This window comes from Bifidobacterium sp. MSTE12 (assembly GCF_000513015.1).
In the GTDB taxonomy this organism is placed as follows: Bacteria; Actinomycetota; Actinomycetes; order Actinomycetales; family Bifidobacteriaceae; genus Bifidobacterium; species Bifidobacterium dentium.
Genome location: NZ_AZYA01000011.1, coordinates 97,728 through 123,187, shown reverse-complemented (window position 1 = coordinate 123,187; position 25,460 = coordinate 97,728). Strand labels below are relative to the sequence as shown.

At 59.3% G+C, this 25,460-nt stretch carries 24 protein-coding genes and 1 pseudogene; 9 read left to right on the top strand and 16 right to left on the bottom strand.

All coding sequences use genetic code 11. From position 1 onward, the window contains the following. Positions 1-54 precede the first annotated feature (54 nt). The gene (locus HMPREF1494_RS03455) at positions 55-570 is read left to right on the top strand and encodes a flavodoxin (RefSeq protein WP_003840640.1); all 516 of its coding nucleotides are present in this window, start codon (positions 55-57) and stop codon (positions 568-570) included. A gap of 10 nt (positions 571-580) precedes the next feature. On the opposite strand, the gene HMPREF1494_RS03450 is transcribed toward HMPREF1494_RS03455, so the two are convergent. Beyond that, positions 581-1,090, bottom strand: a complete 510-nt coding sequence (locus tag HMPREF1494_RS03450) for a methylated-DNA--[protein]-cysteine S-methyltransferase (protein WP_034519594.1) — start codon at positions 1,088-1,090, stop codon at positions 581-583. Positions 1,091-1,291: 201 nt separating this feature from the next. On the opposite strand from HMPREF1494_RS03450, the gene HMPREF1494_RS03445 reads away from it, so the two are divergent. The 5 genes from HMPREF1494_RS03445 to pgl all read left to right on the top strand — a co-directional run bounded on the left by HMPREF1494_RS03445 (position 1,292) and on the right by pgl (position 6,423). Next, on the top strand, positions 1,292-2,083 hold the full coding sequence (locus HMPREF1494_RS03445; RefSeq protein ID WP_034519593.1) for an SDR family NAD(P)-dependent oxidoreductase: 792 nt from the start codon (positions 1,292-1,294) through the stop codon (positions 2,081-2,083). A gap of 214 nt (positions 2,084-2,297) precedes the next feature. After that, positions 2,298-2,966 (top strand): RibD family protein, encoded by a 669-nt coding sequence (locus HMPREF1494_RS03440; protein WP_012902061.1) that lies wholly within the window; start codon positions 2,298-2,300, stop codon positions 2,964-2,966. Between the two features lie 107 nt (positions 2,967-3,073). After that, entirely contained in the window at positions 3,074-4,645 is a 1,572-nt protein-coding gene (zwf, locus tag HMPREF1494_RS03435; protein WP_033489263.1) for a glucose-6-phosphate dehydrogenase, read from the top strand. Beyond that, positions 4,642-5,601, top strand: coding sequence for a glucose-6-phosphate dehydrogenase assembly protein OpcA (locus HMPREF1494_RS03430; protein WP_003840651.1), 960 nt, complete (start codon positions 4,642-4,644; stop codon positions 5,599-5,601). The genes zwf and HMPREF1494_RS03430 overlap by 4 nt, the downstream gene beginning before the upstream one ends. 30 nt (positions 5,602-5,631) lie before the next feature. Continuing rightward, positions 5,632-6,423 (top strand): 6-phosphogluconolactonase, encoded by a 792-nt coding sequence (pgl, locus tag HMPREF1494_RS03425; protein WP_003840653.1) that lies wholly within the window; start codon positions 5,632-5,634, stop codon positions 6,421-6,423. 100 nt (positions 6,424-6,523) lie between these two features. Here the strand turns inward: pgl and gndA are convergent, their stop codons facing one another. From gndA to HMPREF1494_RS03405, 4 genes are all read right to left on the bottom strand, one after another. Next, positions 6,524-7,972, bottom strand: coding sequence for an NADP-dependent phosphogluconate dehydrogenase (gene gndA / locus HMPREF1494_RS03420; RefSeq protein WP_003840654.1), 1,449 nt, complete (start codon positions 7,970-7,972; stop codon positions 6,524-6,526). Positions 7,973-8,079: 107 nt separating this feature from the next. Beyond that, positions 8,080-8,694, bottom strand: coding sequence for a Type 1 glutamine amidotransferase-like domain-containing protein (locus tag HMPREF1494_RS03415; protein ID WP_003842336.1), 615 nt, complete (start codon positions 8,692-8,694; stop codon positions 8,080-8,082). A 116-nt stretch (positions 8,695-8,810) separates the two neighbouring features. Continuing rightward, on the bottom strand, positions 8,811-11,366 hold the full coding sequence (locus tag HMPREF1494_RS03410; protein WP_033489211.1) for a bifunctional lysylphosphatidylglycerol flippase/synthetase MprF: 2,556 nt from the start codon (positions 11,364-11,366) through the stop codon (positions 8,811-8,813). 19 nt (positions 11,367-11,385) lie between these two features. Then, entirely contained in the window at positions 11,386-12,771 is a 1,386-nt protein-coding gene (locus HMPREF1494_RS03405) for an alpha/beta hydrolase (protein ID WP_034519592.1), read from the bottom strand. A 194-nt stretch (positions 12,772-12,965) separates the two neighbouring features. Here HMPREF1494_RS03405 and HMPREF1494_RS11425 point away from each other — a divergent pair, with 194 nt between their 5' ends. From HMPREF1494_RS11425 to HMPREF1494_RS03395, 3 genes and pseudogenes are all read left to right on the top strand, one after another. Next, on the top strand, positions 12,966-13,124 hold the full coding sequence (locus HMPREF1494_RS11425; RefSeq protein ID WP_153881419.1) for a hypothetical protein: 159 nt from the start codon (positions 12,966-12,968) through the stop codon (positions 13,122-13,124). A 60-nt stretch (positions 13,125-13,184) separates the two neighbouring features. Next, positions 13,185-13,926, top strand: a pseudogene (locus tag HMPREF1494_RS03400) (ABC transporter ATP-binding protein). Then, positions 13,923-14,711, top strand: coding sequence for an ABC transporter permease (locus HMPREF1494_RS03395; protein ID WP_034519589.1), 789 nt, complete (start codon positions 13,923-13,925; stop codon positions 14,709-14,711). The pseudogene HMPREF1494_RS03400 and the gene HMPREF1494_RS03395 overlap by 4 nt, the downstream one beginning before the upstream one ends. 120 nt (positions 14,712-14,831) lie before the next feature. Here HMPREF1494_RS03395 and HMPREF1494_RS03390 read toward each other — a convergent pair whose 3' ends face one another. The 11 genes from HMPREF1494_RS03390 to HMPREF1494_RS03345 form a co-directional block, all read right to left on the bottom strand. Beyond that, the gene (locus tag HMPREF1494_RS03390; RefSeq protein WP_034519587.1) at positions 14,832-16,946 is read right to left on the bottom strand and encodes a DEAD/DEAH box helicase; all 2,115 of its coding nucleotides are present in this window, start codon (positions 16,944-16,946) and stop codon (positions 14,832-14,834) included. A gap of 70 nt (positions 16,947-17,016) precedes the next feature. Then, entirely contained in the window at positions 17,017-17,727 is a 711-nt protein-coding gene (locus HMPREF1494_RS03385; protein ID WP_003840670.1) for an SDR family oxidoreductase, read from the bottom strand. 147 nt (positions 17,728-17,874) lie between these two features. Then, complete coding sequence (locus HMPREF1494_RS03380; RefSeq protein ID WP_003840672.1) at positions 17,875-19,164, bottom strand: uracil-xanthine permease family protein; 1,290 nt, start codon at positions 19,162-19,164, stop codon at positions 17,875-17,877. Positions 19,165-19,290: 126 nt separating this feature from the next. Beyond that, complete coding sequence (locus HMPREF1494_RS03375) at positions 19,291-20,103, bottom strand: histidine phosphatase family protein (protein ID WP_003840675.1); 813 nt, start codon at positions 20,101-20,103, stop codon at positions 19,291-19,293. A 131-nt stretch (positions 20,104-20,234) separates the two neighbouring features. Beyond that, a complete protein-coding gene (locus tag HMPREF1494_RS03370; RefSeq protein ID WP_003840679.1) occupies positions 20,235-20,981 on the bottom strand; it encodes a helix-turn-helix domain-containing protein in 747 nt (248 codons plus the stop codon). Then, the gene (locus tag HMPREF1494_RS11860) at positions 20,968-21,090 is read right to left on the bottom strand and encodes a hypothetical protein (protein WP_266105255.1); all 123 of its coding nucleotides are present in this window, start codon (positions 21,088-21,090) and stop codon (positions 20,968-20,970) included. The genes HMPREF1494_RS03370 and HMPREF1494_RS11860 overlap by 14 nt, the downstream gene beginning before the upstream one ends. A gap of 87 nt (positions 21,091-21,177) precedes the next feature. Then, positions 21,178-22,014 (bottom strand): sulfite exporter TauE/SafE family protein, encoded by an 837-nt coding sequence (locus tag HMPREF1494_RS03365; RefSeq protein ID WP_003840680.1) that lies wholly within the window; start codon positions 22,012-22,014, stop codon positions 21,178-21,180. A 174-nt stretch (positions 22,015-22,188) separates the two neighbouring features. Beyond that, positions 22,189-22,764, bottom strand: a complete 576-nt coding sequence (locus HMPREF1494_RS03360) for an ECF transporter S component (RefSeq protein ID WP_034519578.1) — start codon at positions 22,762-22,764, stop codon at positions 22,189-22,191. Positions 22,765-22,836: 72 nt separating this feature from the next. After that, entirely contained in the window at positions 22,837-23,433 is a 597-nt protein-coding gene (locus tag HMPREF1494_RS03355; protein WP_051404704.1) for a uridine kinase family protein, read from the bottom strand. Between the two features lie 46 nt (positions 23,434-23,479). Further along, positions 23,480-24,397 (bottom strand): DUF362 domain-containing protein, encoded by a 918-nt coding sequence (locus HMPREF1494_RS03350; RefSeq protein ID WP_003840686.1) that lies wholly within the window; start codon positions 24,395-24,397, stop codon positions 23,480-23,482. Between the two features lie 108 nt (positions 24,398-24,505). Then, on the bottom strand, positions 24,506-25,447 hold the full coding sequence (locus tag HMPREF1494_RS03345) for a LysR family transcriptional regulator (protein ID WP_196336318.1): 942 nt from the start codon (positions 25,445-25,447) through the stop codon (positions 24,506-24,508). Positions 25,448-25,460 lie beyond the last annotated feature (13 nt).

Here is a 25,460-nt window from a genome sequence, read left to right as displayed (position 1 = left end):
ACGAAGCCCGAATCATCCAGACAAACAGCAACCAATTCATCGAAAGGAAGCAGCATGGTAGTGGTGTATTTTTCCCGCGCCGGCGAGAATTACGGCGTGGGCAACGTGAAAGTCGGCAACACGGCGAAACTTGCCGAGGCGATCGCCGAAGAGACCGACGCTCCGCTCATCGAGATCACCCGCAACGAACCCTATCCGGAAGGCTATGACGAGGCCACCAGCGTGGCACAGGACGAGCGACGAGACAACGCCCGCCCGCAAATCACGCTCAACGGCGACGCCGATGCCCTGGAATCGGCCGGCACCATATTCCTCGGTTACCCAATCTGGTGGGGCGATGCGCCGATGCCGATATACACGTTCCTCGAAGGACGCGATTGGGCGGGCAAGACCATCCATCCGTTCTGCACGCACGAAGGTAGCGGTTTGGGATCGACCCCAAACAACATCGCTGACGCCACCGGCGCAATCGTGAAGACCGGTCTTGCCGTGCGCGGCACCGATGCGCAGAACAACGCCGACAAAACCGCCAAGGCGGTCAGTGAATGGATTGCCAAGGCCGGTCTATGACCCTTCGTCATCAGTCCGGCTTTTCCAGCACACCTTCAAGCCGGAGAAGCCGGGCTTTGACATCGAGACCGCCCGCATAACCGGTAAGACTGCCGTCAGCACCGATGACACGGTGGCATGGCACTATGATGCCAACCGGGTTGTGGTGCACCGCACCGCCGACGGCCCGCGCCGAAACCTTGCGGCCGTCGGCACATTTCGATTCCAACCGGTGCGCAAGCTCACCGTACGAAACGGTCTCGCCATAGGGGACCTCCCGCAGCAACGCCCAGATTTCCTCACGAAACGGCGTACCCTCCAGTCGAATCGGCACATGCACTTTCGGCTTACGCCCTGCGAAATATTCATCCAGCCAACGAAAGGCGAGTCCGAAAATCGGCAGGTCGTCCGTCCATACCGCATTGTCATCGTCAGCATCTTCCGTATGCCCGTCGAACCACAGTCCCAGTAGCGCTTCGCCGTCCGCAATCATCGTAATGCCGCCAATCGGCGAATCGTAATGCGTCTTGAACTTATCCACGCTTCACAACATACAAGGTCATCCAGATGCAGGTCAACCCCACCATCGACGGATACCCATTTGGCTTATAGATGGCAGATTCTTCGACTCATCCTAAGGTTAGGGGGTATGTGTCCAAGGTTATTTGGCTTTGATGGTGAAAGCATCCGCCACCTATAGTGGTGATACAACGATCAAGGTGGCCTGGACGAAGGAGCTGGCATGGGATACACGTTGATTACAGGAGCATCCAGTGGCATCGGGCGAGAGCTGGCCTCACTGTTCGCGGCGGATGGGCACGATCTGGTAATCACGGCCAGGAATCGAACCGCACTCGCCGAGGTGAAAAGCCTCCTAGAACGACGTTACGGCGTGCACGTCGAAACGTTCGCCATCGATCTGAGCGAAAACGACGCCCCGCTGAAACTGTACGACTACACGACCTCGCATGGCTTCATCATCGACCATCTGGTCAATAACGCCGGATTCGGTGAATGGACTGGGTTTCTGGACGGCACTTGGCGCCGACAGCATGAGATGATGCAACTCAACATGAACGCACTGGCCGAACTCACCTACCGATATGGGCGGGACATGCGCGATGCCGGTGCGGGGAGGATTCTCAACGTCTCATCAGTCGCCTCCATGATGGCCGGACCGTATATGGCCATGTATTTCGCGTCAAAGGCGTTCGTACGTTCGCTGTCCGAAGCGGTGGCGTATGAACTGCGCGGCACCGGCGTGACCGTGACCTGCGTATGCCCCGGTCCGACCGCAACCGGTTTCGAGAAAGCCGCAAAAATGAGCGGACGTAACTTCTTCACCATGACCAGACCCGCCACGGCCCGTCAGCTCGCCACCTACGCATACCACAAGATGTTGCGGGGTCGAACACTTGCCTACCACAGCATGTTCACGAAATCCGGCGCCCTCACCGAACGAGTACTCCCCCGCTGCCTGACCCGTCGCCTCGCCGCATTCATGAATGGTGGCGATCCGAAACGAAGGGGCTAGGCAACCCCACCCTTCAACGCCTCTTCTTCCGCATACGCCCGTTCCCCGTGTTCCAGCTGGCATTGCAGGAGTCATGCCGGACGATATCAGACGCCTTCAACCACACAGATTCAATAACGGAATTGCATGAATCGACATGTTTCATCGACATTGGATATGCGAAACACTTTGTCGTAGGCTTCCAGGCATACCAAGGGAAAGGAACGAGAACACCATGAGCAAACCTTACATCGTATGCCACATGATGATGTCGATCGATGGCCGCATCGACTGCGGCATGACCGTGCGACTGGCAGGCAATCATGAATACTATGAGACGCTGGCGGCGCTGAACGCCCCGACCCGTGTAAGCGGACGCGTCACCGCACAGCTGGAGATGGCCTCCGGGAAATTCCACGGCACCGGCAAGCCGCTCGGCCATGAGGCCTTCTCCAAGAAGACCGATGCCGAAGGGTACAACGTGATTCCCGACACCAGAGGCACGCTGAGCTGGTCGGATGATTCCGGCAGCGCCAAGCCACTGGTGATCCTGACCTGCGAGCAGGTATCCGAGGACTATCTGGCATTCCTGGATTCACGCAACATCTCGTGGATCGCCACGGGACGCGACCGCATCGACCTGGCACGCGCCAGCGAGATTCTCAACGAGGAATTCGGCGTGGAACGCATGGCCGTAGTCGGCGGAGGCACCATCAACGGCGGATTTCTCGACGCCGGACTGCTCGACGAGGTGAGCATCCTGATCGGCCCCGGCATCGATGGCCGCAAAGGCATGTCCGCCGCCTTCGATGGACTGCCGATGAACCACAGGCCCGTCGCCCTGAAACTCGAATCCGTCACTCCTTATGACGACGGCGCGGTCTGGTTGCGCTATTCGCTGTGACTTTCGGAACGGCTTTCCGCGAATCGCCGATGATTTGCGGGAAGCCACAAGACACAAAACCTTGACTGTTGGAATTGTCATGACATGGAGAGGATCCACGCGTTACTATGAATTGCATGACTGAAACCGTTTCATCCGTGCTTGACACCTCCGGCACGTGGACAAATCCTTTGCGAGATCCACGTGATCTGCGGCTTCCACGCATCGCGGGACCGTGCAGCATCGTGATCTTCGGCGTAACCGGCGACCTGTCACGTAACAAACTGCTTCCGGCAATCTACGACTTGGCTAACCGCGGCTTGTTGCCGCCGAGCTTCGGCCTGACCGGCTTTGCGCGCCGCGACTGGACCGAGGACCATTTCAAGGAGTTCGTCAAGGAAAACGTCGAGGCACATTGCCGCACGCCGTTCAAGGAATCGACTTGGAAGCAGCTGGCTGACGGCATCCGCTTCGTACAGGGCACGTTCGACGATCCGAAGGCGTTCGAGCGTCTTTCCGATACCGTGGCCGAACTTGACCGCGACCGCGGTACCCGAGGCAACCACGCCTTCTACATGTCGGTGCCGCCACGCGCATTTCCACAGGTCTCCCGCCAGCTGGCCGACTGCGGCCTGGCGAAGTCTTCGGAAGGCGCCTGGCGTCGTGTGATCATCGAAAAGCCATTCGGTCATGATCTGGCCAGCGCCAAGGAACTTGACCGTGTGGTCTCCGAGGTGTTCGACCCGTCGAGCGTATTCCGCATCGACCACTACCTTGGCAAGGAAACCGTACAGAACATGCTGGCGCTGCGCTTCGCAAACGCCATGTACGAGCCGATCTGGAACAACAACTACGTCGATCACGTGCAGATCACGCATGCCGAAGACATCGGCGTGGCCGGTCGCGCCGGCTATTACGATGGCATCGGCGCAGCACGTGACATCATCCAGAACCACTTGCTGCAGCTTATGGCGTTGACCGCCATGGAGGAGCCGGTCTCCTTCTCCGCCGCCGACCTGACGGCCGAAAAGACGAAGGTGCTTTCCGCTGTGCGCCTGCCGAAGGATCTGGCCGCGCATACGGCTCGCGGCCAATATGCGGCTGGATGGCAGGGATCGCACGAAGTGGTCGGCTATCTGGACGAAAAGGGCATCGATCCGGCGTCCACCACCGAAACGTATGCGGCGATCCGATTGGATGTCGATACTCGCCGTTGGGCCGGCGTGCCGTTCTATCTGCGTACCGGCAAACGACTGGGCAAGCGCGTTACGGAAATCGCCGTGGTGTTCAAACGTGCCCCGCATCTGCCGTTCGAATCGACGGCCACCAAGGAGCTCGGCAAGAACGCGATTGTGATCCGCGTGCAGCCCGACGAGGGCGTGACCATGCGTTTCGGCTCGAAGGTTCCTGGCGGCACCTCCATGGAGGTGCGCGATGTGTCGATGGACTTCGGTTATGGCCGCTCGTTCACCGAATCCTCGCCGGAAGCTTACGAACGTCTGATTCTCGACGTGCTGCTGGGCGACCCGCCGCTGTTCCCGACCACACGCGAGGTGGAACTGAGCTGGCAAATCCTCGATCCGATCGAGGAATTCTGGTCCACACTCGGCCAGCCGCAACCATATCGCTCCGGCACGTGGGGCCCGGAAGAGGCCGTTGAGATGCTTGCCCGCGACGGACACCGTTGGAGGATGCCATGATCATCATCATGCAAGACACCGAGACCCGTGAGATTTCGGCAAAAATCGATGAACTGCACGAGGAGCGCGGCGAAGCCGCCCTGGGTCGAGTGCTCACGCTGCTGATCTCCACGAACGAGGCGTCGCTGGAGCATGATCTCGAAGTGGCGAACAGCGCCAGCCGCGAACATCCATGCCGCGTAATCGCCATCGCACCGAGCTCACGCAAGGTGGAAACCGAAGAGCATGCCGATGGAGGGCATCACACCTTCCTCGACGCCGAAGTGCGATTCGGCTCCGATGCCGGCGCAGGTGAGATCATCGTATTGCGGCCACGCGGTGGCCTGGTGCATCATCCGGATACGTTGGTGATTCCGTTGTTGGTGCCGGATGCGCCGGTCGTGGCCTGGTGGCCGAACGAGGCTCCGGCGAACCTGTCGAAGGATCTGCTGGGTTCGATGGCCCGCAGCCGCATTACCGATGCGATGAACTCATCGAATCCGATGCGCACGATGGATGATCTGCGCCGCAACTGGTCGTCGAAGAACGTGGATATGTCGTGGACGCGTCTGACCGTGTGGCGCGCCATGCTTGCCTCCATGCTCGATCAGCCGCCGCATCTGCCGGTAAGCAGCGTGCGAGTGACCGGCCCGAAGGATTTCCTACCAATGGATTTGCTGGCCGCTTGGCTACGGTTGCGTCTGAACGTGCCGGTGGTCGTCGAGGACGTTCCGGGCGCAAAGGCCGTGACAGGCGTGTATCTGACCCGCGCCGACGGCGTGCTGAGTTTGGAACGCCCTTCCACCGATGACGGCGTAGCCGTGCAGAGTGTGCCCGGACAGTCTCCCCAGACCATCAGCGTACCTGCACGCACGATTGAAGAATGTCTGAGCGAGGAGCTCGGCCGTCTCTACCCCGATGAGATCTATGCCGAAGTCGTGACACAGGGCTGGGACCTCATCAATCCGACGCACTGAATCGAAACCCAAAAAACAAGGAATCCTTCAATGACGGAACGCAAGACTGTCGTATACCCGAATCCCGAAGTGCTGGCACAGGCCGTGGCGGCACGTACGTTGCTGACCATCGCCGATCTGCTGGCCGAGCCGAATCGTCAGCGCGTCGATATTGCCGTGACCGGCGGCACCGACGGCATCTATGTGCTGAAAGTCATGGGCGAAAGCCCTTTGGCCGAGGCCGTGGACTGGTCCCGCGTGCACGTGTGGTGGGGCGACGAACGCTTTGTGGCCGCCGACAGCGATGACCGCAATGCCAAGCAGGCTCGCGAGGCCTGGTTCGGCAAGCTCATCGAAGACGGCCGTATGCCGGCCGAGAACATTCATGAGATGCCGGCCGATGGACGCAGCGACGATGAAATCACCACCGCCACTCCGGAACAGACCGACGCCGTGCTGGCAGCCGCAGCAGCGGAATATCAGCGAGAGCTCATCGAACAGCTTGGCGACAAGCCGTCGCTCGATATCGCGATGTTCGGCGTTGGGCCGGACGCGCATTTCGCGTCCCTGTTCCCCGATCATGGTGAAGCCGAAATCAATGACCCGCATGTGCTGGTGGTCGGCGTGCGTGATTCGCCGAAACCGCCGCCACTGCGCGTGACACTGACTGTACCGATGATCGCCCATTCGAAGCACACGTGGGTGTTCACTTCCGAGGAGCGCAAAGCCGATGCGGTACGGGCCGCCTTCGCTCGGCGCAACAATCCGCATGCGCCGAGCTCCTACGCCGATGGTGAGGAGCTGCTTTGGCTCATCGATGAAGATGCCGCTTCCAAGCTGTAAAAAGCCGCAAAGGAAGCTCCGAACAGGGATTGATGGCTTGGTATGAAAGAAGTCCCGCAGACCACCGTGGTCTGCGGGACTTCTTTCATACCAGTCGAAATCAGGCTTCGATCTCGTTGCGTTCCTCGGTGGCCCACAGGGTGTGGAATGCACCCGGCTGGTCCACACGCTGGTAGGTGTGAGCACCGAAGTAATCACGCTGGCCCTGGATCAGAGCGGCAGGCAGACGCTTGGAACGCAAGCCGTCGAAGTACGAGAGCGACGATGCGAATGCCGGGGTCGGCAGGCCGTTGCGTGCGGCTTCGGCCACCACGTTGCGCCAGGAGCATTCGGCGGCTTCGATGGCGTTCTTGAAATACGGTGCGAACAACAGCGACACATTGGCCTCACCGGATTCGAACGCTTCGGAGATGCGGTTGAGGAACTTCGCACGGATGATGCAGCCACCACGCCAGATGCGCGCCACAGCGGCCAGATCGATATCCCAATCGTATTCCTTGGCGGCGGTGGTGATCTCGTTGAAACCCTGCGCGTAGGCAACGATCTTGGAGGCGTAGAGGGCCTGGCGGATATCTTCGATGAAGGCCTTCTTCTCCTCGTCATTCAGGTCCAGCTCACCGTTCGGACCGGCGAAGCCCTGCTTCTGGGCCTCTTCGCGCAGGTCGGCTTCGGAGGACAGACCTCGTGCGAACACGGCCTCGGCGATACCGGTGACCGGCACGGCCAAAGACAGTGCGGTCTGCACGGTCCAGGTGCCGGTGCCCTTCATGCCGGCGTGATCCACAATCAGATCGACCAACGGCTTGCCGGTCTTCTTGTCGACCTGGTGCAGCACCTCGGCGGTGATTTCGATCAGGTAGGAGTCCAGTTCGGTCTTGTTCCATTCTTCGAACACGTCGCCGATTTCGGCAGGGGTCATGCCGAGGCCGCGACGCATGAGGTCGTAGCTTTCGGCGATGAGCTGCATGTCGGAGTATTCGATGCCATTGTGCACCATCTTGACGAAGTGGCCGGCACCGTTCAGACCAATGTGGGTCACGCACGGCTCACCTTCGGCCTTGGCCGCGATGGACTCGAAGATCGGCTTGAGCGTCTTCCAGGATTCTTCGGAGCCGCCCGGCATCATGGAGGGGCCGAGCAGGGCGCCTTCCTCACCGCCGGAAACACCACAGCCGACGAAGTGCAGGCCACGGGCGCTGATCTCCTTCTCACGGCGAATGGTATCCGGGAAGTACGCGTTGCCTGCGTCGACGATGATGTCACCCGGCTCCATGAGATCGGCGAGCGCGTTGATCATGGCGTCGGTCGGCTCGCCTGCCTTGACCATGATGATGGCGGTGCGTGGCTTGACAAGGCTGTCGACGAACTCCTCGAGGGTTTTCGCCGGATAGAACTCGCCTTCGGTGCCGTGCTCGTTCATGAGCTTTTCGGTACGGCCGTAGGAGCGGTTGAACACGGCGACCTTGTTGCCGTGGTGTGCGAGATTGCGTGCGAGACTGCCGCCCATTGCGGCAAGGCCGACCACACCGACGTTTGCTTCAGCTGACATGCTGGTCCTCCGTCAAAAAATAAGTAGTACTTTATGAGCCGTCTTTCAGTCTAGACCCAAGCAACCCCAGCGACCGTCCGTCATCTCATGGAGGTTATCGCGCCTGATCACCTGCTGACGGTGATGTCCTTGCTGCCATGCACCACGACGGCCTGACGGTTGGTGATGGTGCGCAGGTCGGACGCATCGGCGTATCGACGGGCGATTTTGGCGGCCTTGCGGCCGAGGAACGGTCCGTGGCAATGCGGAACCACTCGGAAATCCACCAGTCCAAGACCCCGTGAATCATGCAGCAAAGGCGCTGCCTTCGCATCGTCCATATCGCGGATGTACCCGATATCGGGACCGGCCACCACCGCTCCCGCGGATTCGCCGATATACGGTTTGCCGTTCGTCACGGCCTCGGTGATGATCGTATCGGCCCCAGAACGGCGCATTTCCTGTAGCAGGAGAAAGGAATTGCCTCCACCCACGTAGATGATGTCGCTGGCTTCGATCACATCATGGATGAGCCCGTATGAGGCACTGGCTATGTCAAGGCTGTATATGCTCACATCCATACGCCGTAGGGCATGTTTGGCAAGACCCATGATCGGCGAGTACAGGCTCCCCTTGCTGGCGGTAGGGATGAACGCCACCGTTTTCGCCTTGAGTTCCGGCTCCACGCGAGGCAGCAGTCGACTGACCGGATTGAATGCCGAAACCAGCATCAGCTTCTTCACGATGACCTCGGTTCCATTTCTGGCAATTGCGTTACTTGGTGTTTGCGCACTCACTATAACGCATTCGAATCGCGGGAACCTTGGGATTCGCGTTCGGAACAACCCGGCACAACGAATCAGTCGTGGGGCATGATGGTCTTGACGAAGCGCATCGCCTCGGCCGGTGTGAGCGAAGGAACGTAGGCCTGCGCCACGGCCAGCGAGATCTGCGGCAGCTTGGCTGCGTCCGGATAGCAGATGTACACCTTGGCTTCTTCGGGGTGGAACTTGAGCTTGAATCGGAACAGCGAGTGGAAGCCGTACGCGGGTTCCATGATGTCGGCGACCATCTGCAGGGCATGACGTAGCACGGCGCTTTCCTCGGCCCTGTCCGGATCGTCGCCCATACCGGCCAGTGGGGCCGCGGATAGGCTCATGAATTCCACGTCGCCTTCGTCGCGCAGACGTTCGGCCATGCGTGCGATGAGGAATTCCATGATGCCGTTGACGCTGTCGGTGCGGTGCCGCATGAAGTCAAGCGTCCAGCCGATCACCTTGCCGTCGCGGTAGGTCGGCAACCAGCTGGTCACACCGAGTACCTTGCCGCTTTCGTCGACCGCATAGAGCAGCTGCACACGGGAGTCGACCAGTTCGTCAAGGCCACCCAAGGTGAATCCCATCTCCGGCAACGCCTTTTCGCCTGCCCACTGCGCGGATATCTCACGGATCTGCGTCTGCACGGAGAACGGTGCCTCGCGGAAGGTGGTGAGCACATCGGTGATGCCGTCCCTTTTGGCCTTGTTGATGGCGGTGCGTACATCCTGCCATTTCTTGCCACGTGTCTGCCATGCGTTCGGATCGACGATCATTTCGGTACCGACATCAAGCGAGTCCCATCCGGCCGACAACAGCTCGTCACGCTGGGCCGCATGGATGCTGTAGAACACGGGCGTCCAGGAATGCTGGGCGCAGAATCGTGCGAAAGCGTGCAAGTCGTCGCGGTATTCGCTTGGATCGCCGAATGGACCGGTCACGGTCAACGCGATGCCGTAGGAGACGCGATAGGCGATGGCCGAGCGCCCGGTCGCGGAGAACCAGTAGTCATTGCCGCTCCAAGTAGCCATGAACGACATGGATTCGCCTCCAAGCGGAATGATTTCGTCCACACGGTGCCGGGATGCATCGTTGACCATGGAACGGTCACGCAGACAATCCCACGCACAATACAGTGCCACGATCCAGAATACCGGGCCGACGCATTGATAGATGGCCTGTGACAGCCAACCGACCGGAATGAAGGCCGGTTCCACCCCGCTGAGCAGACCGATCGGCAGCAGACGCTGCACATAATCGGCAATCAATTCGAGCAACTGCGGCGTTTCGTTGAAGTCGGTGGGAACGCTCAGCCCGTAGCCGACGTAAAGCAGTCCCAGCAGGATGAAAGCGGAAAGCACGATCGCGACATCGCGCAGAATCGTTTCGCTCTTGGTACGGATCGTAAAGCATTGGCGGAATGCAATCACGACGATCGCGAAAATCAGCGGCAACGCCATTGTGGAAAACATCGCATGCAACGCGCCATGTCGGACCAGCGCGGTCATGGTATGGTCATCGGTCGCATACGACATCGGAATGACCAGATAGAACAGGAACGCCAACACGATCGTGCACGCATTGAAGACGACGCTCAGTACCGCCGCCAAGCGACGGCCACAATATAGCCCCCAGGCGATGAGCAACAGCATCAGCGTCGGCATGATGGAAACCAGCCAATTGCCCGGCATGGAGAAGCGCAACATACGGTACTGTGCGAAGCAGTTCACACGCGAGGTGCCATCCAGGCAGTAGAGCACCCTGCCGGTGTCGAACTCGGTCGATCCGGTCAGCAGGCCGAACATCGACAGCAGTCCGAAGGATTGGCGTGACGATACGGCCACCAGCGAGCCGATGGCCTGCACGCCGGCGACGACGCCGACCAATCGGCGCATCTCGTAGATCGCACCGTTGCGATAGGAGTCGCCTCGCCCGTCGGAGGCCATGAGATAGCCAAGCACATGACCGAGCAACGTCGCGGAAAGCAGACAGTAGTCACTGGCTTCACCGCGGTAGAGGAACATGATGAGCACGATGGCGTAGCCGATTACACGAATGCGGCGGCGCCACAGCACGGAAGTGAACGCACTGGCGCACATGAGCGTACCGGTCACCACGATCAGCGGCCCGAGAATCGCACCGTCACGGGAAATCGCATGCCACTGCGGACTATGGCTGGAGAGTAGGGAGCACAGCCCCATGCCGAGTGCGATGCCACCCAGCGTAGTGATGACGGACACCCACATGGTCTTGATCTTGCCGATCACCGATTCGGACAGGCCGAATGCGATGAGAATCAGCGGAATATCGATGACCAGACGCCCCAGATGCGACATGTACAGCATGGAGATGGGTGCCGTATACCATCTGCCGTGCGCCAACGCTTCGAAACTCACCTTGGCCAGGTGCGGAGGAAACTGCCAGTGCGCAACGGCGCAGACGATCCGGCTGATCACATTGACCAGCAGAATGAACAATGCGAAGCAGACGGTCAGCAGATGGTGGCGTATCCAATCCGCGATGTCGGCCAGCAGGGCCCGGAAGCCGAACAGCGGCTTCATCTTCTGTTGCTTTGCTTGCGTTTCAGTCATGGTGTCCATTCGTTTTCGAGTCGGTTCTTCAGGAAATCTTGATACGGCGAAGATTCGTATAGTCGGAAAGCTTCGGTTTCACGCTGCTCATGCCGGTGTCATACCCGAATACGGCAAGCCCGTACCGCAACGTGTCCTGCACCGCATGCCAGTCATGCGCGTTGCCAAGCGATTCCACGGCGGTGACGTGCATGCCCGCCTTACGGGCCACGGGCGCTATCTCTTCGATGTTGTGCAACGATTCGACGTCCTTCTCCCCCGTGCCCATGATGAGCGTCTGATCGGAGGGAGCATGATTGCGAATGGCGTTGATCGGGATCTGGCGCTCATACGCTTCGCGGTCGCCATCGAAGAAACGGTCGATCATCTCCTGCTCGCTGCCGTTGCTCGGTCCGATTTCGCTGCCGGTGGGGATGATGGTGCCGAACAGATTCGGATAGTTGGGTCCGATCTGCATGGAGCAGGTGGCTCCTTGGGAGAATCCTGCGATGGCCCAATCCTTGGCATCCTGCGCAGCGGGCAGATTGTCTTTCACCCAATCGACCACGTCCTGCGTCAGATAGGTCAACGCGTTGCCGTATACCTGCGAATCCACGCACAGGGTGTTATGCGAATCCGCACCAAGCTGGTCGGCGGCGATGACGATGGGCGCAAGACCCTGATGATGCTGGGCATAGTCATCCATCATGGTCTGAATGCCACCTGCGTTGAATACGCGATTCGGGCATCCGGGCTGCCCGCTCAGCATCAGGATGACCGGCAGGGCCGGCTTGGCTTTGGTTGGGACCAATGCCGCAGGAGGCAGGTAAACAAGCGCCTTGCGTGCCTTGAAACCGGATGTGGTCGCCGGAATATCCACTTTGTCGACCGCACCATGGGATGGTACGTTGCGGATGGTATGGTCAGCGACGCCTTGCCTCCACTGCGCGATGGTGATGAGGTCCCTGCGGTCGGCCATGCCGGTCAGATCGGCTTCATGATAGGAGTCCACACCGAACAACGAACCTAACGTGGCATATTCGCCATATGCCTGATCGATGCCGAGAGCGGAGGCAAGCAACGCGAATATCACGAGGATCACGGCCAATGCACGACTTGCACGCCTCCGCATAGCCATATGCGTGACGGCGAATCCCACGGTCGCGCAACCGGCGCTCGTCCACACGAACACGTGCGGGCCAAGTTCCACGCCGAATACCATGAACACATCCGAAAGCAGCCAGGTGATCACGAACCCCACGGCACCGGCAACCGCTGCAATCACCAGCGGCATCAGTACCGGCTTGAGGCCCGCCTTACGTATGGTCGCAATGGCGCCGATCAGCAGAATCACCATCAGCGCTGCCGTAATCGCAAACAACGTCGCCGGCAGCCATCCCTGCAACAAACTCACGTTCATCAGCCACTGCCGCATTCGCAATTCCTCTCACTACACCATCGCCCAAACCGTCGTCTCACGGCTTTCCGTCATATTGCTTCCATGGTGTAGTTGTAGTACATATTCGTGGGGCGCGAGTCATCCGTAAGATTGATTTTCACCGATGACCGGGGGAAAATCCTGATCATTCATTACCCCCACCATCATGAAGATCTTTCTTTGGAAAACCAATGATTGCAACGCATACGCCAATCGGACGCATCATCGTCGGTCCACGGGACGGCGGCCGATCCATGGGGGTTTCGTCCGAAATCGATTCCACGCTCAGCGAACCCTCGGATGACGGATGGACCTGCGGATTTCATGCCATGTATGTCTCCATACCCTGACGGATGGCAGGAAACGCTGTGCGTGGCTCACCGACTTGGCAATCGCGGTATGGTTCCCTTATGCAACATATGTTTTCGGCATCGAATGTGTCGTGAGATTGTGGTAGAAGGCAAGCGACGCACGATTTTCAAGGATGTCTCGTTGGCGATCGCACCAGGTGAGATAGTGGATCTGGTCGGCCCGTCCGGTTCGGGCAAAAGCAGTCTGCTGACGGCGTTTGCCAGACTCAATCCGCGGGCGCACGGCGACTTTGTGTTGCAAGGACATCCCGCTTCGGCTTTTACGCCGCAGCAATGGCGTGCACGGATCGCATATCTGCCGCAGAAGCCGGTGTTGTTGGGAGATTGCGTGGCCGATGCGATTCGTCTGCCGTATACGCTGGCGATCCGGCAGTCCGCTACGCAGGCCAATGGTCGTAAGGCCAAGCCGGTTGAGCTGCTGTCGGATGTGAGCATCCGTGAAACGTTGGATGCCATCGGCTGCGCCGACATTGATCTTGGCCGCGCACCGCATGATCTGTCAGGAGGTCAGGCGGCCCGCGTGAGTCTTGCGCGTACGTTGCTGACCGACCCCAAAGTACTGCTTGCCGACGAGGTGGACGCCGGTCTTGATGATGAGAATGCCGACAAAGTGGCGGCGATTCTGGAACGAGCCGCATTGAACGGCATGGCCGTCATCCGTATCCGGCATCGTCCGCCCGATGGTCGTGCGACGCGCATCATGCGGCTTGCCGACGGCATACTGACGCAGATCGAGAACGAATCGCGAGTCGAAATTTCCAATGGAGGTGGAATCGCATGAACGGCGGTTACTATTCCATCGATATCTGGGGCTTGGTCACGGCTTTGATCATGGTGGCCATCGCCGCAGGCATCTCCGAAATCATGCGCATGGGCGTCGGCAGAACGTTGCTGTGGTCGGCCTGCCGTGCACTGTTGCAACTATGCGCGATGGGCTTCATCATGGAGTTCGTCATCGCCTCGAACAATCCATGGCTGGTCTTGCTGCTCGTATCGTTCATGCTGATCGCCGCCGTGCAGATCACGCTGTCACGTGCCAAAGGCGTGCCGAAAGGCTTGGCATGCCCGGTATTCCTGAGTTTGGTGATCACCATGCTCATCATGATTTCGTTGGTCACCGAACTGATCATTCGCCCTCGGCCATGGTATGCGCCGCAACTCGTAGTACCGCTGACCGGCATGTTGTTGGGCAATACCGTTTCCGCCCTGGCCGTAGGGCTGAGCCGCTTTTTCGAAAGCATGAGGGAGCGCCGAGACGAGGTGGACACATTGCTTGCGCTTGGGGCCACGGCTTGGGAGGCGGCACGTCCGTCAATCGTCTCTTCGATTCGCTTGGGACTGCTGCCGACCACTGCTTCGCTGGCGTCCAGCGGCATCGTAACGGTGCCTGGCATGATGGCCGGACAGATCATCGCCGGAGGCAATCCGATCGATGCGGCGAAATATCAATTCATGATTCTCGCCGCCATCGCCGCGCTCACCCTGCTGGCCGACAGCATCATCATGCTTATGGTGTATAGGCGCTGCTTCACCGCCGAGGACCAGTATCAGCCGATTGCCGGCTGAAGGGCCATTGCGATCCGGCGATCATTCGGAAAGGAGTCGCCCGATATACGAAGTGGTCGTTCATCATCCCCCGTAAGGGGACGATGAACGACCACTCGACAGTCACCTGATCACTGATGCTCAGCGCGCACGGAACGGCGCCTTGCGAATCTTCGCATGCTTGCGGAACGGCTTGCCGGCATGCTTGTCGTGACGTTCACCGCGTTTGGCCTCCATACGACGATCATGGCGTTTCGCGTCTCCGGAACGCTCGTCCTGAATCACGCGAATCTCCTTGCGGTGGATGCGCTTTCCGCCACCTTGTTGCCCGTCATGGTATCCATCGCGATCGGCACGCCCGTAGCGGCCGCCTTGACGGTCGTCTGCGAAACGGCGCTGCTCTCGCGCGTCGGCTTTGCGCTGCTTCTTGGAAGGAGCGCCCTGCCTCTTATCAAACTGCTTACGGGACTGCTTGGCCTTTTTGCCGAAAGACCCGCGACGGCCGAATTCCTGCGGTTCGTCCGCCTCGGTGCGCTGCTGCTCATGGAGACGGGCGTACTTTTCGCGACGCTTGTCGTTACGCTTCCTTTCATGTTCGTCGCGACGGGTTTCCTGAACTTCAGGATTTTCCCAACGTTCCTCACGGGCGATGGCCTCTCGGTTGTCGCGCCCTCTGAACTTTTCGGCACGACGTTCGGCGCGATTCCGCGCCGGCTTGAAACGCTCCTCGTAGGTATCGGAGTGCCTCTCGGAACGTTCATTGCGATCGCCGCGCTCGGATTTGAAGGGTTTGCCGCCCTTGTCTTTACCGCGATCCTTGTTGCGCCCGCCGGAACGGTTCGAACGCCCGAAACGATCACCGCGCTCGGCATTATCCCTGCCGCTCCTCTTGCGACGAGGATTGCCCGTCGGCTGGGACTGTTCGAGCGTCCAGCCGAATACCGGTTCGGCCACTTCCCCTACGAGCTCAAGCACTTCCGGGGAATCATGCGTCACTTCGATCGGCTTGATCTTAAGCCCCGCCTCATGTAGCAGGCGACGGGTCCTACGGCGCTGGTTCGGCAATACGATGGTGACCACGTCGCCGGATTTGCCGGCTCGTGCGGTACGACCGGAACGGTGCAGGAAGGACTTCGAATCCTCCGGCGGTTCGACCTGTACCACGAGTTCCACGCCACTCACGTCAATGCCTCGTGCGGCCACGTCGGTGGCGACCATCACGTTCACATCGCCGGATTCGAAGGCGGCAAGATTGCGGTCACGCTGGTTCTGGCTCAGGTTGCCATGCAGTTCGGCTGCGGGAATGCCCCGCTTCGTCAGGTCCTTGGCCAGTTTCTGCGTCTGGAATTTGGTACGGGTGAACAGGATGCGACGGCCCGAGCCGGAAGCGAGCGTACGTACCAGCTCGGCACGTTCGGCCTGCGTGGTCTCGAACACATGGTGGGTCATCTCATCGACGGCCGCGGTGGCGGAATCGACGCTATGCACCTTCGGATCGGACAGGAACGTGTTCACGACCTCATCCACACCATGGTCGAGCGTGGCGGAGAACAGCATGATCTGCGCATCGAACGACACTTGGGCGAGCAGTCGTTTGACCGGGGGCAGGAAGCCCATGTCGGCCATCTCATCCGCCTCATCGATTACGGCGACCTGCACGTTCTCCAAGGTCAGGGCATGCTGCTGGATCAGGTCTTCGAGTCGACCCGGACAGGCTACCACGATATCGGCGCCGGCCTGCAGGTCGCGAATCTGGCGGGCATACCGCACGCCACCGTAAATCGTGGTGGTGCTCATGCCATAGATCTGCGCCAACGGCGTCAGCACGTCATTGATCTGATTGGCGAGCTCGCGGGTGGGGGCGAGTACCAAGCCGCGTGGTCTCGGCACGAAATCCTCGGAACGACGTTCCTCGGCATGGCCTTGCTGCACGCGTTTGACCTCATGACGGAACTGGCTCATGTTCTCGTATTCGTCGGCATCCACCTCCCCAAGGCGGGCGACCATCGGAATGGAGAACGCCAGGGTCTTGCCGGAGCCGGTACGGCCACGGCCAAGCACATCGCGACCGGCCAGGGAATCCGGCAGAGTATCCGCCTGGATCGGGAACGCGGTCTTCTTGTCATCCGCCGCAAGCACGCGTACGAGCGGGCCAGGAACGCCCAACTCGGCGAAGGTCAGCGGACGCTCCTCTTCCTCGCTATATTCGGACACATTGTCCGCGAGGGCATCTTCTTCAAAAACGGTATCGGGCACAGTGGCCTTTCATGTCAAACTTTTGCGCACGTTGCGCAAACCTGTTAACAATAGCCCATGCCCGATACTTTCAGCGGTAGTTACGTTCGATGAGAATGTCGGAAACGGTCAGATTGGCGTCATTGACCAGATTGAACAGGATGATCTCCGCCAATTCGGCCGGGCTCATAAAGGTGTGCTGCTTGTCCTCGGACACATAGTCATGGCTGTCACGGTAGAAGTCGGTGTCGATGCCGCCCGGATACACGCCGACTATTTTCACGCTGGAACCCTTATAGGCCGCCTTGAGACTGTTCGTGTAACCTTTCTCGCCCCACTTGGTAGCGCAATACACGGATTCGTTGGCGTTGCCACGGGTCGCGGCGGTGCTCATGACGTTGGCGATTTTGAGATCGTGCTCATCGTCGGCCTTCAATGTTTCGACGCTCCACAGGATCATGCCCTTAAGCCCTTTGAGACACTTGTCGACGTCGGCGCCCTCATATGCGGTCGGTACTTTGAACGATGGCTGCCCGGCATTGTTGATCAGCAGGTCGATATGGCCGATTTGCCTGATGGCCGCGATGGAATTCTTCACGAAGGATTCGTCGGAAACGTCACCCACGAAGGCACGGTATTCGTCTTTGCCGAAGGATTGAGACAACTCCGCCTGACGTTGCGCGTTGAAGTCGATACCGGCCACGAACCAGCCCCTGTCAATCAGCTGACGGGCCAGCTCATAGCCGAGGCCCAGTGCGGAACCGGTGACGATGGCGATTTTCTTACCTGCTGTGGTACTCATGATGACTCCCCTACTGGTGTTGTCTGCGTTGCCCGACGCTCATCATCATAGGTCTTCAACCGCACTTGAGGTCAAAACGATTGACATACATACGTATATATGCGTCGACGCTCCCCTCGCCTGAGGGGAGCGTCGACCATTCATCTTCTAGAGGATATCCGGATCATCCTTGGCGATGGTGCCGGTGGCCTTGCCTATGGCCTTGAGGCCGTGGTAGGCGACGAGAATCACGATCGTGCCGATGGCGATGCCGTTGAACGAAATGCCGTTGACCGCGAACGCGAACTGGCCGATGGCGATGATCATCGTGATGGCGGCGACCATGATGTTGATCGGCTTGTCGAAGTTGACCTTGTTCTCGACCCAGATGCGGATGCCGATCATGCCGATCATGCCGTACAGCAGGGTGGTCACGCCGCCGAGTACGCCTGCGGGAATGGTGTTGATGACGGCTCCGAACTTCGGGCACAGGCTCAGAATGAGCGCGAAAGCGGCGGCGCACCAGTAGGCCGCGGTGGAGTACACCTTGGTGGCGGCCATCACACCGATGTTCTCGCCATAGGTGGTGGTGCCGGAGCCTCCGCCGAAGCCGGCGATGGTGGTGCCCAGACCGTCGGCGAACAGGGCGGTGCCTATCTGGTCGTCATAGTCACGGCCGGTCATCTGCGAGACGGACTTCACATGGCCGACGTTCTCGGCGACGAGCACGAGCACCACAGGCACGAACATCGGCAGGATGGAGAAGTCGACCTGCGGCAGGTGGAAGTTCGGCAGGCCGACCCACGAGGCCTCGCCGATGGCGGAGAAGTCGACCTGACCGCGGATGCAGGCGTATATGTAGCCGATGATCACGCCGATCAGAATGTTGAGTCGCCCAAGCAAGCCCTTGAACAGCACGGCGACCAGCAACACGGCGAGCAGGGTCACCACCGCGGTGTCGGGAGCCTTCTGGAAGTTGCTCCACACGCTCGGAGCCAGATTGAAACCGATGATGGCCACGATGGCACCGTTGACGACCGGCGGCATGATGATATCGATCCACCTGGCGCCGGCGAAGTGCACGAGCACACCGACCAGGGCCAGCAACAGACCGGTGATCATGATGCCGAAGGATGCGACGGCGATGCCCTTGTTCGCGGTGGTCACCGCGGTGATCGGAGCGATGAAGCCGAAGGACGAGCCCAGATAGCTTGGCAGTACGTTCTTGTTGATCAGCAGGAACAGCGCGGTTGACATCGCCGTGAAGAACAGCGTGGTCGACGGATCGAAACCGGTCAGAATCGGCACCAGGAAGGTGGCTCCGAACATGGCGATCACGTGCTGTGCACCGATTTCCGCGGTACGAGGCCAGGTCAGGCGCTCATCGGGCTCGACCACTTCGCCTGGGCGCAGCGTCTTGCCGTCACCGTGGATCTTCCACGTGAACAAGTTGGACATACTATTGTCTCCTTAACTCTCTCGCGCGGCGGAATAACGGAAAACGTGCCGCACGTCACACGCCATTGTAATGGCTCCGAACGCACGGCACGTTTCAGCAAATGAACGCTTCGGCATCAAACGGTGTCACAGGTGGCGGTCAACGGCATGCACCACATCCACCAAATCGCCGTTGGACAATACCGGACGCCTGAACTCACGCCATTCGTCGACCTTCACCACCCAACGGCCTCCGACCTCATCGAACACCGGCCGCGCGGTCTGCTCCCAACGGAAGCGCTTGTAGGTGCGTCCGGTCGCCGGATCACGACGGGAATAATGGAAGCAGGTGCAGTTCGTGATCCTCCATTCGTCGGATGCCGCACGATGCATGAACTCCTCGTCGGACAGGTCTTCCAACGTAAGCATCAACGCCAGCATCAGATCGCCATGGCTGACCATCACCACGGATTCGGCATCCGACTTGCGATTCAGGGACGTGAGCAGATTATGCACACGGTTCTCGGCCACATCGGCGATGGATTCGCCCGCCGGCGGCCTCCAGTACAGCGGATCGGTGTTCTTGAACATCCAATTGCGTGCGTAGTTGCTCTTGAAATCGTCTTTGGTGATGGTGTTGATCTCACCCCATGAACGTTCGCGCAGCACGCGCGTCTCTTCCCATTTCGCCTTCGGCAGCGCCATGGTCGCCGCGGTCTCACGGGTGCGCACATACGGAGAGACCAGATAACGGTCGAACAGCTGCTGCTGCGCCACCAACCATCGGCCGATGCAGTCGGCCTGTTTGCGGCCGATCGCGGTGAGTCTCCACGAGCGGTCCGGCACGGTCACGTTATCCTGAGTGAACAGCGAATCGTCGCCCTGCTCACCGGCGCTGATGATGACGTTTGCCTCGGATTCACCGTGGCGAATCACGTACAGATCAAGAGGCATTCCCATATTCGATTATTCCTTTGCTTACCTTCATCCGTCGTCATTGAACCATCTCTACCGTAGCGGATTACGGGAAGAATCCTCCGCATTGTTGGCCATTCGCGAAGAAATTTCGCCCTGCGGCCACCGGACGTTCACTATTCCGGCCAAATGCCGTTCTGCGCATACTTGTTGCGGTATTCTCCCGGTGTCATCCCGCTGTGCTTCTTGAATACCTTCGTGAAGTGGCTTTGCGACCGATATGCGAGAATCTGCGCGATCTCATTGAAGCTGTATTCCGAATACTTGAGCATGTTCTCGGCCGCTTCCATGCGCTTGTCGGTGATGTACTGCGACAGCGACGTTCCCGTCTCCCGCACGAACAGTTCCGATAGGTATGTAGGGTTCAGATGCACATGTTCGGCGAGGATGGACACGGTGATCTTCTCATGCAGGTGGTAGTGGATGTAGTCCATGCATTCGTTCACCGCCTTGGAATGCGTCTCGGCTTTCTGCATATCCGCCATCGCCCATGTGAAGAACGTCATCATGTCGGTGTGCAACCGGCGCACATCGTCGGGGGTCTTGCAGTTGTCAAGATCTTGGATGTACAGGTCGGAGGCGTTGTAGGCATCCTCCTCATCCATACCGCCTTCGATGGCGAACCGTGTGGCGAGCGTGATGGTGGTGACGAACCGGTATTTCGCATTCTTGAGCGGATCATCCGACAGGTAGCCGTACAGTCCCGAGTCCCACAGTCTGGTGCTTTCGGAGATGGCGCTGATGTCACCCGAACGCATCAGGTCGTACTGTTTCATCTCTTCCACATACCGGTGATGACGTACCCTGTCCTCGCGCGAGAGGAAGTCCAGATACCGCAGTTTCGCCTCGTCAACAACCGCCATGCCGCTTCCAATCATCCAAATCGAATCCACCTTCAAGCATAAAGGTTTTCAGCATGTTCGCGGCAAGCATGTTCGCAGCCATTCCCAATTCGGCGGCATTGTCATTCAATACCTGAGCCTTTTGGCGAAGTTTGCGTTCATGTAAATCGGCGGCAATCCATGGACAAGGCCTTTTTGTCCCGATGAGGCATCGAGTCTAAATGTAGGTGCTCCAGCCGAGCTTGACAGCCAGGATGACGCCGGTCAGGACGGCGGCGGCGCGCATGATGTTCTCCGGAATATGGCGGGTGACCGGTGGCGCGATGGCGCTGCCGATGATGCAGCCGAGGCACATCATGATGGCAAACGGCCAATAGACCGAGCCACGCACGATGAACATGATGGCGGCGGAGATGTTCGCACCGAAACCCACCACGGTCTTCAACGCATTGATCTGATGGAACGGGCCGATCTTGCCCAAATCAAGTACGGCTAGGGCCAGCGTGCCGGCGGCCGCGCCGAAATAGCCGGAATAGACGCCGACGAAACTCACGCCCAGCCATAGCCACCACGGATCATGCAGCTTGCCGCCACTCGCCTTGCCTGCGATCAGCGCGGCACGTTCGCCTTGCTGTGATTCGGGCAACGCTTGCGCTACGGCGTCTCGCGCGGCCGCCTTCTTGCGTGGGTTCAATGCGATGATCATCGAGCTGAACAGAATCAGTGGAGGTACCGCGAATTCAAAGACCTCGGCGGGCAGCTCCAGCAGCAACAGGCCGCCAATAATGCCGCCGACCAGACCGATCAGCGCATAGACGATCACACGGGTGCGCTGTCCGTTGAGCTCCTTGCGCGCCGCCAGCAGACCGCCGATGCCGGTGCCGACCACGCCGACGGTGTTGGTCGTGTTCGATAGCACGGGCGGAATGCCGAACGCAAGCAGTGCCGGGTAGGAGATTAGCGAGGACGCGCCGACCGCGTAGCCGACGAATCCGGCTCCGATGCCGGCGACCAGAACAAGCAACAACGTGATGACGGACACTCCGGCAATCATGGCACTCCCTATATTTCGCTAGATGTGCGGCCTCATGGATGACGAGAGCCAAGTCTAGTGACTTGGCTCGTAAAGGTCATACGTTGTTCAGAACGTGGCGCAATCCTCCCTCCACCTCACCCGGAAGCGCCCTTTGCCAAAGGGAGCAAGATGAATGCGGAGAAAGGATTGCGGCTAACGCCTGATAAGAGACTCGCTCCAGTAGGCCGCAAGCGGAATAAGCGCCCACTGCAGGGCCAGACCCGGCAGACCCGCGGCAAGGTCGCTGGTCCACGTGGCGGCGATGGAATCGCTCGATCCGAAGACGAACACGGCGATTGCGGTGGCGACCGTCAGTACCACTCGTCCGGCCAACTGGGCAAGTACGACCTTCACCAGACTCGGCAACTTCACGGAACGCAGCAGGCCCGCAATCAGACCGTATGCACACAATTCGATCATCATCAGCGGCAGCATGGCCAGCATCGGCATGCCGGACAGCAGGAAGCTGACCAGCGGAGCCGCCGCACCGGCGATGGCTCCGACGGCCGGGCCGGCGATCAGACCGACGAAGATGATGGGCAGATGCATCGGCAGGAACGTGACGCCAAGCATGGTCCCCTGACCGGAAACGGCACCGATGACGTGGAACAGCTGCGGCAGGGCGACCGCAGCCACGATGGCGAGCACGGTGGCAGCGGCCTTGACGGTCAGGCTCAGACGCGGCAAATCGGCGCGACGCAATGCGATGGATGTGGATGAAGTGGACATTGGTTCTCCTTTGCTCTCCTTTTGCCCCATAGGGCGCTCTCCCTCGCCGGAGGGAGGATTGGAAGGATGGTTCTAGAGGGCGGTGTCGACGAGAAGATCGGCACTTCCTTGGGTATTGGTGGATTCGAAATAACGATTTTCGAGTGGGATCCACTCATCGATGAATCGTTGCAGCATGCGAGGATTACGCGCCTCGAGACGGCGAAGCCGTTCACTCGGGTCGACGATGAGACACATCGTCAGATCGTAGTAGCCGCGCAATGCAGGATGCATGCTGTAGCTTCCCTCAACGACGGTCAGTGCGGCCGGTTCGACACTGCGTGACGTCGCAAAATCGCCGGTATGGCAATCCCACGGCCGGTACCGTACCGCCTTTCCCGCCGCCAATGGCTTCAGCACTTCGGCTTCGAACCGCTCACGGTCGACATTGCCGCCAGGCTCTGCGAAACGTTCAGGCGTACGTTGCTCGGGTCGCAGGAAGAAGTCGTCCATGTGCAGCACATTGCCGCCGAAACGCTCATGCAGGCTAGCGGCGAACACGGTTTTGCCGGATGCGCATGGACCGTCAATGGCGACGAACGCGCACCGGCCTTCGGCCAGCAACCGTTCCACACGATCAATCGCGGATTTCATGCTTTCGACGGATTCCATCGATGAGCCTCCCCTCATACGGTTCGCGGCACTACAGGCACCGCGATCGCATCATTCGAACGGGCTACTCGAGTACGGTCAGACGGTAGGCGCGCGAGCCGATGCCCAGCTCCTCGGCATACTCAAGCGTGTGCTCGCCATGCCGCGTGGCGATGCGTTCGGTCACCGAAGCGCCATCCGGAGCCACGTGAATCAGATCGACGCACGCCTGATCAAGCGCCACCGGGTCGAGTGAAGACAGCACGCCGATATCATGCATATCCGGCTCGGACGGCGTTGCGAAACAATCGCAATCCACGGACAGACGGTTCATTACGTTCAGGTACATCATATTGCCGTGCATATGGCTGATCACGGCCTCGTCGGCTTCGGCCATGGACTCGAGAAAATCATCCTGCGGCGTGTCGATCCAGCGGTCCTTGACCTTGCCGGCGGAGTGTATCCAGCGTTTGCCATTCGAAGAGGCAATGCCGATGGACACATTCTTCAGCGCGCCGCCGAAACCGCCCATCGGGTGCCCTTTGAAATGCGAAAGCACGAAGAAGGAATCGTAATCGTCAACGTGCATACCGACGATGTCGTACGGGATATGCTTGTATTTCGCGACCGGAATCTCGATTTCACCGCCCATATCCATGATCTGGATCGGGGCGATGTCGCCGTAGCCACGCTCCTTGAACACATTGAGGCTTTTCTCCGGGGTTTCGCGGTTGCCGTCGTATGCGGTGGCGCATTCCACCAGCGTGCCACCGATCTCCTGTACGAGATCCTTGACGAGCGACGGATTGAGATTGTTGGATTTCTCGGATTCACCCGAATGGATCTTGATGGCCACCTTGCCTTCCGGCGTTGCGCCCAACGCATGGTAGACGGCGATCAGGCTGTCCGGCGCAATGATTGGCGTGAAGAAGACCTCAGGGGCCTGAGGGTCGTCGGTGCGGTGTTCCAGTCGTTCCAGTCGGGTGATGTCGATTTCGGTCATAATCGTCCTCGATTCTTCATATTGTCGCTCTCAGCCTAGCAACCTCAAGTCAACTTGAAGCAAATCACGTCCTGTGTCGTCTCGGGCAAGCTCGGCGGGCGAACAATCTCAAGATGCCAATATCTCACGGGCCACTTGTATGAAGTCAGTGATGGCGCTCCATTGATAGCTTTGCCTGCGCACACCGAAGCTGATGGCATAGCGCGCATCCTCGCCGATCGGCAGCACACGCAAAGACCTGCGCGCTTCGTCATCAAGCATCTCATCAAGGAACTGGCGGATCGTCAGGCTTGCGCCCACACCGAGCTGCGTCAATGCGAGCGCGGTCTGCAGATTGCCGGAACGGGCCTTGACCTGAGGTCTGAACCCTGCACGCCGGAATAACTCGGCTGCGATATGGCCATCGATATCGTCAGGTTGACCGAGTATGAACGGACAATCCTTCAGTGGCAGGCAATCCCCTTGCGCAATGCGTCGTTCCGCCTCGTCGGAGCCGATGCCGCAGGCGGAACCGCCGGCGACGGCACTCATCCACAGCCGGTTGGAAACGATCAATACCATTTCTTCGTCGTAGAAGTCGACCAATTCCACACCGACCGGCGCACGATCGAAATGTGCTATGGCGATGTCGACCTCACCGTCGACCAAACGTCTTGCATGTTGCTCATTGGCTCCCTCAATCATGTCGACCATGATGCCGGGCCTTTTGCGCTGGTAGGCGGCGATGATGCGCGGCATGATGGTGCGCTCCCTGGTATGTGCGACGGCAACACGCAGGATACCGGTTTCATCGTGTACGATATCGTCGAACTCCTGCATCATCATCGTGTGATCATGCTGGAAATCAGTGGCATATCTCAGAAACGTCTCCCCCGCATAGGTCAGTTCCAGCGGAACGTGGCGGACGAAGAGTTCGCAACCGACCTCCCGTTCGAGGCTCGCGATATGCGCGCTCAGCGTCTGTTGCGTGATGCCAAGTCGTTTCGCGGCCTTGGTAAAGCTGCGTTCCTTGGCGACCATGATGAAGTAGTCCATACTCAGGAAGTTCATACACAGTATTTTA